General features: G+C 70.4%; 1 protein-coding gene and 1 CRISPR repeat array. The gene reads left to right on the top strand.

The window, feature by feature from the left end:
• Window positions 1–220: 220 nt before the first annotated feature.
• Window positions 221–1,477 (top strand): helix-turn-helix transcriptional regulator, encoded by a 1,257-nt coding sequence (locus J0670_RS36665; protein WP_307806860.1) that lies wholly within the window; start codon window positions 221–223, stop codon window positions 1,475–1,477.
• Window positions 1,478–1,515: 38 nt separating this feature from the next.
• Window positions 1,516–1,910: a CRISPR direct-repeat array (repeat unit 29 nt; unit sequence GTCGGCCCCGCGCTCGCGGGGGTTGCTCC).
• Between the last annotated feature and the right edge of the window lie 141 nt (window positions 1,911–2,051).

The following is a 2,051-nucleotide window of genomic DNA, read 5'->3' as shown; positions in this document are numbered from 1 at the left end:
CCAGCTCGTCCGGGGGCGAATGGCTGGGAACCCGCAGGCCTGGCTGGTCCGCAGGTTCCAGGGCCGTGGTGTCTGGCTCTTTGCTGCGAAACAGCTGTTAGCCAGTCAACGTCGTGGGCATGCCGTAGAAGAGGGTCAAGCGCAGGGCCGTTGAAACGGCCCCGGGGCCGTTTTCTGCGCCACAATTGAGCTCTCGTCACCTACGAGCGAGGGGGAGCTAGTGACCGTCACCCCAAACGGGATCGGCGAGTTGCTGCGCAAGAGCCGGGAGCGAACTGGGCTGACGCGGGAGGACCAGGCCGCCGCGATCGGAGAAGCAACCGGCGAATGGTGCAGCCCGGACACGGTCAAGAACTGGGAAACGGAGAAGAGGGTTCCGCGACGGCCCTCGCTTCAAGGCATCGCCGACGCCTACGGTCTTCCAGTGGACCAGGTGGCCGAGGCCGTTGCCCGCTCTCGGCAGTATCGACGTGAGCACGGGACGGAGGACAGGGTGAACCGGCGGAAGTTCATAGGGACGGGCGTAGCCGCGGCGGCCGGCGCCGTGGTGCTGCCTGGCATCGCTCAGGCGCGCGTTGGAATCGAGTCGGCGCTCACCCCGTCCGGAGACGGGGACCTCGCCTACCTGGAAGCGGCCTTCGAGCGGCACCGGGGCGGCTACCGGGGACGATCGCCGGACAGAGTCCTCGCTGAAATGCTGGCCGACCTCGACCTTCTCCAGGATGTCCTCAATCGCCCACACCCCGCACGAGCCCGCGCGGACCTTGCCCGAACGGCTGCGGGAATCACGGGCCTGGTCGCCATTGTCCAGCACGACCGCGGCGATCAGCGCAGCGCGTTCCAGTGGTTCGCCACCGCCGAACGAGCCGCACGGGAATCGAGCGATCAGCGGATGCTCGCTTGGGTTCTGGCTCGGCACGCCATGGTGCCGCTCAACTACGGTGCCCCCGAGGCGGCGGCCCGGATCGCCGAGCGTGCACGGTTCGAGGCCGGCGATGGCCCGACGGCGGCCGGCGCTCTGGCAGCCGCAGTTACCGCCCGCGCCCTGGCTGCCTCAGGCGACTCGGATGGAGCTTCACGAGCAGTAGACGACGTCCGTACCCTCGCGGAGCGCCTGGACGGAGCCGAGTCGGCCGACACCTGGTTCGGCTACCCCGAACAGAAGCACTTCGTGCACCTCTCGCAGGCGTACACCCTGCTCGGCGACTCCAGCAACGCCTACTCCGCCCAGGAAGAGGCCTTGAGGCTGACCGATTCTCCGTCTGTCATGACGCGGGCACTCTTGGCGATGGACACCGCCGCGTGCCTGCGGGTCGAAGGCGACCACGCCGGGGCGTCCGCGATGGCGGTTGGTGTGTGGGAAAGGCTGCCAAGCGGATACCGGGAAGGGCTGATTCGGTCACGCGCATCGCTTCTGCACGAGAAGCTCGACGGTCGCGCACGCAACGAACTGGGTGAAGTACTGGCCGACAGCTGATCCAACAGGCATGTCGGCACCCCGAGCAGTGAAGCGCCGTCGGCCCCGCGCTCGCGGGGGTTGCTCCGCCTACGGCTGGAGCTACGCCGGGTACACCAAGTCGGCCCCGCGCTCGCGGGGGTTGCTCCAAGGTCACGACGCCCCGCCGCCTGGACGTCCAGTCGGCCCCGCGCTCGCGGGGGTTGCTCCCGCCAGGTGTCACCGTCCCGGTCGCGGTAGCCGTCGGCCCCGCGCTCGCGGGGGTTGCTCCGCCGGCGGATACGGGCTGGACCTGCCGGAGGCGTCGGCCTCGCGCTCGCGGGGGTTACTCCAGCGGCTCGACCCGCTGCACCGCCGGGCCGACGTCGGCCCCGCGCTCGCGGGGGTTGCTCCCTGTCGCGGAACTCGCAGAACGGCTGCTCTGCGTCGGCCCCGCGCTCGTGGGGGTCGCTCTCCAGGGCAACGGAGCAGGCCTTGCGGCTGTGAGTCGGTCGGCTCCGGCCGAAGCGGCGAGGTGGTTGCGCGGGGCACCACTGCGCCACCCCGCGCCCGCCGGGCGGTGCGGTGGAGGGTGACCGGAGGCGGGGGCCGTCGT

The organism is Streptomyces sp. FH025, from assembly GCF_017427025.1.
Classification (GTDB): domain Bacteria; phylum Actinomycetota; class Actinomycetes; order Streptomycetales; family Streptomycetaceae; genus Kitasatospora.
This window is presented reverse-complemented; position numbering and strand designations above follow the sequence as displayed.